This window comes from Rhodococcus sp. H36-A4 (assembly GCF_027158005.1).
In the GTDB taxonomy this organism is placed as follows: Bacteria; Actinomycetota; Actinomycetes; order Mycobacteriales; family Mycobacteriaceae; genus Rhodococcoides.
In genome coordinates, this window is the sequence record NZ_JAPVLQ010000012.1 from 37785 (window position 1) to 44443 (window position 6659).

At 63.2% G+C, this 6659-nt stretch carries 6 protein-coding genes and 1 tRNA gene; 5 read left to right on the forward strand and 2 right to left on the reverse strand.

What is annotated here, in order from left to right; translation table 11 throughout:
• Positions 1-54: 54 nt before the first annotated feature.
• Entirely contained in the window at positions 55-759 is a 705-nt protein-coding gene (locus tag O1W68_RS20875) for a TetR/AcrR family transcriptional regulator (protein WP_168708373.1), read from the reverse strand.
• 270 nt (positions 760-1029) lie between these two features.
• Here O1W68_RS20875 and O1W68_RS20880 point away from each other — a divergent pair, with 270 nt between their 5' ends.
• Both O1W68_RS20880 and O1W68_RS20885 read left to right on the forward strand, forming a co-directional pair.
• Complete coding sequence (locus O1W68_RS20880) at positions 1030-2385, forward strand: hypothetical protein (protein ID WP_269306840.1); 1356 nt, start codon at positions 1030-1032, stop codon at positions 2383-2385.
• 79 nt (positions 2386-2464) lie between these two features.
• Entirely contained in the window at positions 2465-3811 is a 1347-nt protein-coding gene (locus tag O1W68_RS20885) for a dipeptidase (RefSeq protein ID WP_269306841.1), read from the forward strand.
• Here the strand turns inward: O1W68_RS20885 and bcp are convergent.
• Positions 3800-4273, reverse strand: coding sequence for a thioredoxin-dependent thiol peroxidase (gene bcp / locus O1W68_RS20890; protein WP_269306843.1), 474 nt, complete (start codon positions 4271-4273; stop codon positions 3800-3802). The two genes, O1W68_RS20885 and bcp, sit on opposite strands and share 12 nt — an antisense overlap.
• An 80-nt stretch (positions 4274-4353) precedes the next feature.
• Here bcp and O1W68_RS20895 point away from each other — a divergent pair, with 80 nt between their 5' ends.
• From O1W68_RS20895 to O1W68_RS20905, 3 genes are all read left to right on the forward strand, one after another.
• On the forward strand, positions 4354-4575 hold the full coding sequence (locus O1W68_RS20895) for a DUF3618 domain-containing protein (protein ID WP_269306844.1): 222 nt from the start codon (positions 4354-4356) through the stop codon (positions 4573-4575).
• An 89-nt stretch (positions 4576-4664) separates the two neighbouring features.
• Positions 4665-4738, forward strand: a tRNA-Lys gene (locus tag O1W68_RS20900).
• 882 nt (positions 4739-5620) lie between these two features.
• Positions 5621-6550, forward strand: coding sequence for an integrase (locus O1W68_RS20905; RefSeq protein WP_269306846.1), 930 nt, complete (start codon positions 5621-5623; stop codon positions 6548-6550).
• The last annotated feature ends 109 nt before the right edge of the window (positions 6551-6659 follow it).

Genomic DNA, 6659 nt, shown 5'->3' on the forward strand with positions numbered 1-6659 from the left:
AGTGGGCCGGCGTTCGTGGTTTCGGCGGTCGCTCGGGAGGGTCCGAGCCGAGGTCTACTCGGCGGAGGCGCCCGAACGCCTGCTGTCCCTCTCGGCGCCGAGAAGGTACGCGGTCATGATGCGTTTGAGTTCGGCGACCGCATCTTCATGGCTCTGTCCGTCCTGAACGGAGAAGTTCAGCATCGAGTAGACGATGTGGACGAGGACCTGGGCCATAAGGTTGCGTCGCACTCTCGGGGTCCGTGGAGTGAGGGGGCCGAGCATGCGGGCGACCTGGTCTGCGAATTCGCGTTCGTGGATGACGCCGGTGGCGCGCGTGGACGGAGTGGACTGCATGGCGAGCCACACCTCCCGCCGCGACGGATCGGACATCCACATATTGGCCATGTGGTCGACGAATTTGTTGAGGAATCGAAGCCAATCCAGCGACGGCACCTCACCGTTGAAGTCGGCCAGTTCTTGTTGAACGCCGACGACGTCCTGCCGGTTGAGCTCGCACACGATCACGTACTTGTTGGCGAAGAACTGGTAGAGGGTGCCGATCGGCAGCTCGGCGCGAGCGGCAACTTCCTCACAGGTGAACGATTCGAATCCGGCGTCGCTCAGGACGTCCCGTGATGCGGCAAGCAATGCGTCGAACTTGCGTTGGCTGCGTTCTTGGGTAGGACGCCGCCGCGGCATCAGCTCCTGTGTCTCTACCGTCGATTCGAGCGCTGCGTCTATTCGTCTCGCAGCCTGGGCGCTAGCAGAGGACTCCACGCACTCAGGCTAGCGGCCCGAGCGCCATCTACTCCACTACGCGGAGTTACAGACACCGAGTGGCGGCTAGGGACCAGTGGAACCTCACTCCATCTCGCCGTGCCGCTCGATACAGTCAATTGGGCAGATCCCGAGTTGCTTTCTGGTCAAGAAAACCATCTTTAGGTATGGTTCGAGTATCAGTTACATCGTCGTGGAGGGTGACGTCGCCGATTTCGTCTCGGAGATGCTCATGTCGGGAGCCTCACCCTTAGGCACAGGAGTATTTACGTGGCCACTATTGGTCTTTCCATCGAGTCGGGTGCACTGCACGCCGTCCTTTTCGATGGGGTCGAAGATTCGGTAGCGGCAAGCCAGGTCACCGCGCTGGACGACGGCGTTGCAGCATCGCTGACTGCTGCCATCGAGAGCATGCGTGAGCTTGCTGCGGCCGCTGAAATAGCAGTGGACGGCATTGGAGTGGTGTATCGCTCGGATGAAGAGCGTGCGCTGTTCGAGTCGGCGATCGAGGAGGCGGACGTCGATTCGGTGTCGATGATCTCCGCATCGTCGGCGTTGCTGGGCTGGCTGGCGAGATCGACCGAGTTCACCTCCGCCGAGCGAGTCCTTCTCTACTACATGGGCCCGTCGGGGGTATCGATCTCGCTTGCCGACGCGGCACAAGAAACCCTGACGCCCGCGAAGACTGCGGCATTCGAGTCGCCTACCCCCGAGCGCATCGGCGGCACGGTGGCACTGGCGTGGGAAGTTCTCGACGAGTCCGGCGAAGCCGACTCCGTGGCGCTGTTCGGGGACCTCTCGGGTAACAGAGACGTGATCGACATCCTTTCCCTCGGGCTCGGCGTGCCGGTGATTCGCGTCGGCGACGCCAATCTGATCGCGGCCAGCGGTGCGGGACTGCTTGCGGAACGGAACGTGGTTCGGAAGGAGCCGTCGGTCCTCGATGAAGACAGTGCCGCCGATGACGCTGTCGACGTTGTCATCCCGGTGACGGACGCCGAAGACGAATCCGAGACGGTACCGGCGGTAGCACCTGCCGCTCCTGTGTTGGTGACGTCGGAGCCTCCCGTCGTGGCAGCGGAGGTGTACCAGCCGCGGGTGCGCCGTTCCATGCCACGCAAGAAGCTCGTACTCGCTGGAGCCTTTCTGGTGGGAATCCTTTCCGGTGGAGTTGCACTGGCATCCACGTTGCCTGCGGATTCGCCGAAGAGTCAAACTCCCACGGAGATCGCGAAATCGAGGTCGACGGCAATCGATACCGACTTGGGTAAGAGCGAAAGTGTCGCGGCCCAGCCCCCGGCCCTGACGCCGGAGCCAGCGCCACCACCTCCCGCGCCGTGGGCACCGGAAGCGGTGTTCTTGCCTGCGCCGGTAGTCGAGAATTGGACGGTCGATCCAACAACAGGCGTCGCGAAGCCACGAGAAACGTTTACCCCGATACCGGCTCAGTCGATCCCCCCGGCCGCCGCTGTAGTGCCGCGAAGTGAGGTGGCTCCTCCGGAGTTCGCCGTCCCGGTCATCATTCCCGAGCCAGGGAAATCCCAGGAACAACTCGAACAGGAGGCTTGGGACCGGCACTGGCAGCACACTGCACAGTGGGTCGAACAGGAGTTTCACGAAAACTGACCCTCTGCCCGACCTCCCTGCACGATGACACAATGATCGGCAAGGGTAGAGACGGTCGGTAAGAGTGTCAGGAGTGACGATGTCGGATGTTCGATCGGCGATTTCCGCAGACATGCCGCGGGCTCAGCGCGAACTGCGAGAGTTGGTGGCGTTTCGATCGGTTCACGACGAACGTCAGTTTCCGCGTGAAGAGTGTGTGGCTGCGGCCAACTGGGTTCGCAGCGCATTCCTGGACGCCGGACTGGAATCGGTGGAGCTGATCGAGACCGACGACGATTCGCTGGCCGTCGTGGGGCACCGGCCCGCGCCCGTAGGTGCGCCGACAGTGCTCCTGTATTCGCACTACGACGTCCAACCGCCGGGGGACCGATCGCTGTGGGACAGCGAGCCGTTCGAACTCACCGAGTCTCGAGGCCGCTGGTTCGGCCGCGGCGCAGCAGACTGCAAGGGCAACGTCGTCATGCATCTGCTGGCGCTGCGCGCACTCGGTGACGACCTTGCCGTCGGGGTCACCGTGGTTTCCGAAGGTTCGGAAGAGATGGGCACCGGCGGACTCGAAGCACTCGTGCAGGCGAGGCCCGAACTGTTCGAATCCGACGTCATCATCATCGCCGACACCGGCAACGCTGCCGTGGGTCGGCCGACCGTGACGACGACACTACGCGGAATCGCCAATGTCGTTGTCCAAGTGGACACTTTGAACGGCGAAGTCCACTCCGGAATGTACGGCGGCCCAGCCCCCGACGCCCTCGCTGCACTGATCCAGTTGCTGTCCACACTGCGAGACGAGCACGGCAATACCGTCGTGGACGGATTGGACACGAGCCAGGTGTGGGACGGCATCGACTATCCAGCCGATCGGTTTCGCGCCGACGCAGGGGTATTGGACGGGGTGGATCTTGCGGGTTCGGCCTCGGTTGCCGACGCCGTGTGGGCGCGCCCAGCTCTCACGGTCCTGGGAATCGACTGCCCGCCCGTCGTGGGTTCGGCGGCCGCAATTTCGCCGACGGCGTCCGCACGCCTCAATTTGAGGGTGCCGCCCGGTACCGATCCACAGACCGCTCAGGACGCACTCGAGGCCCATCTACGGGCGCACGTGCCGTGGAGCGCGCGCGTGAGCATCGAGCGCGAGGCAATCGGATCGCCGTTCCGGGCGCGAACCGACGGCCCCGGTTACGCAGCTCTCAGCGATGCGATGAAGGAAGCATTCGGCATGGAAGTGTCCGCGGCAGGGCAAGGCGGCTCGATCCCGCTGTGCAACGTTCTGGCACAGACGTTCCCGAAAGCCGAGATCGTGCTCATGGGCGTCGAAGAACCGCTGTGCCGCATCCACGCACCCAACGAAAGCGTCGACCCGCGGGAAATCGAGAACATCGCCGTCGCCGAAGCCCTGTTTCTACAGAAGCTCGGACGGTCAGACCGATAGGTCTCGGCGAAGCTTCGCAACATGCCCGGTGGCGCGGACGTTGTACTGCGCTACCTCGATCTTGCCTGCCTCGTCGACGAGGAACGTCGAACGAATGACACCCTGCACCGTCTTGCCGTACATCTTCTTCTCGCCGAAAGCGCCCCACGCCAGAAGCGTCGACTTCTCCGGGTCGGAGAGCAACGGGAAGTTCAAGCCCTCGGCGTCGCGGAACTTCGCGAGCTTCGCCGGCTTGTCGGGGGAGATGCCGATGACCTCGAGGCCTGCGCCGTTGAGTTCGGCCAGACTGTCGCGGAAATCGCACGCCTGCTTGGTGCAGCCAGGCGTGCTGGCAGCGGGGTAGAAGTAGATGACGACCTTCTTGCCCGCGTAATCGGACAGTGAGACGTCGTTTCCGTCTGCATCGGGCAAAGTGAAGGCCGGTGCAGTGTCGCCGGGCTCGAGCTTCTTGTTGTCGGTCACAGGAGAAGAGTATCCAGATTCAGCAGTGCTCTACGCTCGACAACGACAGACGAAAGATTTTGCGACAAGTTGGAGGACACGTGGCCAAGGACACCGACCGGATCGAACGCGAGATCGAGGCCGCTCGCAATCAGCTCGCCAGCACACTCGACGAGCTGAGCGTCCGCGCGAGCCCCAAGCGCATCGTCGAAAGCACAAAGCAGACCGTGATCGCCAAGCTCAACGAACCGCCGGTGAAGTACACCCTCATCGGAGTCGGCGCAGTAGTCGCAGTGCTCGTCGTCCGCAAGATTTTCAGCTAAAAACGCCTCTGACCACCCGATTTCACATTCGGTCAGCGATCCTGTTAAAGTTTCCCCGGCACCACAGAGAACGACGGTGGTGCTGATCGGCGCCATTAGCTCAGTTGGTTAGAGCAGCTGACTCTTAATCAGCGGGTCCGGGGTTCGAATCCCTGATGGCGCACAAGAGAGACCCCCGACCAGCATAAATGCCGGTCGGGGGTCAGCTTTTTGTCAAAGGGAGTCAGGTCTACTCATCACTTTGAGGGCAAAGTGATGAGTGAATTTGGCGATGTTCCCCCAGGTCGCGGGCCGTGTCCGCGTCATCGACGATGATTCGACTCGCAGAACCGTTTGTCCGGGATTCGAGTGCGATCGATGGCATGCGTATCTGCCTCTGACATGCTCTTCGGTGTTGTCGCCGGCCGTAGAAGGACCGCGAGAATACGGCTGTGGACCGTAGGTCATCACTTCCTCATCACTTTGCCCTACGCAGTGCCAGGCTGCGGTCGCTATTTCCAGTCGAGCACGGGGTCGACTTCGGTGGATGGTTCGGCGGCGCGAGTCCGCTTAGAAAGTGTTCGCGGCGCCGGCGGGGATTTCGCGAGGTTCGGATCTGGGCTCGCTCGGATGCGAATCTGGAGTAGCTATTTGATCCCGCTGGCGCGGAGCCTATTCGGCTTGCATTGATCCAGGAAAGTTCGGCGGTTCTGCCGGCGGATCGAGTGGTGCTGGGCGTGTGGGAACCCGATATTCCGCTTGATCGGAGGTTGGGCTCGTAAATCGCATCTTCCGCACCATCTAACACAAAACGCCAGTTCAACAGGGTTTTCGATCTGAGCGCTGTCAGTGACCTGCGCTACGCTGCGCAGATGGACTCCCGACCAGCCCGAATGCCTGCGGTAAGCGATCCAGGGCTCGTGTCGGCGGCTGTGCAACCGATATTCCGCCTGCTGTAGCCGCGCGGATCGCCGGTGCGGTGCAGTCGTCCCGGTCGGAGGGCACCCGCAGGACCTACTCCGCCGCGTGGGGACGCTTCACCGGCTGATGTGAGCGGGAGGGAGATGTGGCGTTGCCGGCCCATCCGGTCACTGTTGCCGCGTATCTCGTCGACGCGGCTGACACCTGCGACGAGGCGGGGGAGCGGGCTTACGCCGTAGCCACCTTCGGCACCTGGATCGCCGCGATCAACCACCAGTACCGCATCACCGGCTACCTCTCTCCATCTGCGCACGAGCTGGTGACCGCAACGCTGTCCGGAATCCGCCGCGAGTACGCAACGGCGGGGGACCGGCCTCAGAACCGACGGGCACCGTTGCTGGTCGACGACATCAAGATCCTCGTCTCGACGGCCCGGGGGCGGTGCCGAGGCTGGGCCGACGAAGTGCTCGAACGCCGAGACTCGACGATCTTGCTGCTCGGGTTCGCCGGTGCCTTCCGGCGCAGCGAGCACTCCAATCTGGTCTGTGGGGACATCTCGCTGCATCGGCTCGACGGGATTCATGTGCGGCTGCGGAAGTCGAAAACCGACCAAGAGAGCAGGGGAGCGGTGAAAGCACTGCCGTACACCGATTCCCACGAGACCTGCCCACCCTGCTCTTACGTGCGGTGGGTGCAGGTCGTTGCCGCGTTCGACGCCGGCGGACGGCCGTCGGTCATTCGCCTCCTCCGTAAGCGGGAGCCGTTCGGCGCGCATGTGTGCCGTGGGGAAGTACCCCGCACCGCTGCCCGGGCTCCGCTGCTTCGCGCCATCGCGAAGAACGGCAACCTCGGCACCACAGCATTGTCTGGAGCTGCGATTCACCAGACCATCCGTCGCCGCGCCGCACACGCCGGCTACGACCCCACCGCCCTCGTCAAGCTCGGTGGGCACTCACTCCGATCCGGATTCGTCACCCAAGGCACCCGCAACGGCGCAGACGGCCCAGCCATCGCCCGCCAGACAGGCCACGCCAGCCTGGACTCTGTGGAGGTGTACCTGGCAGGTCCCCGATAGTCGGACCACCGCGTTCTAGAGCCACGGTGTGATTGATGTCAGTCGATCGCGCAGCCCACGGGTTGGTGCGTGTGGGTGCATTGGGCAGCGTACTCGGCGGGTGTCAGGT

Coding starts and splice junctions, on each gene's coding strand:
- O1W68_RS20885 (WP_269306841.1), top strand. CDS start 2,465: ATGTCGGATGTTCGATCGGCGATTTCCGCAGACATGCCGCGGGCTCAG.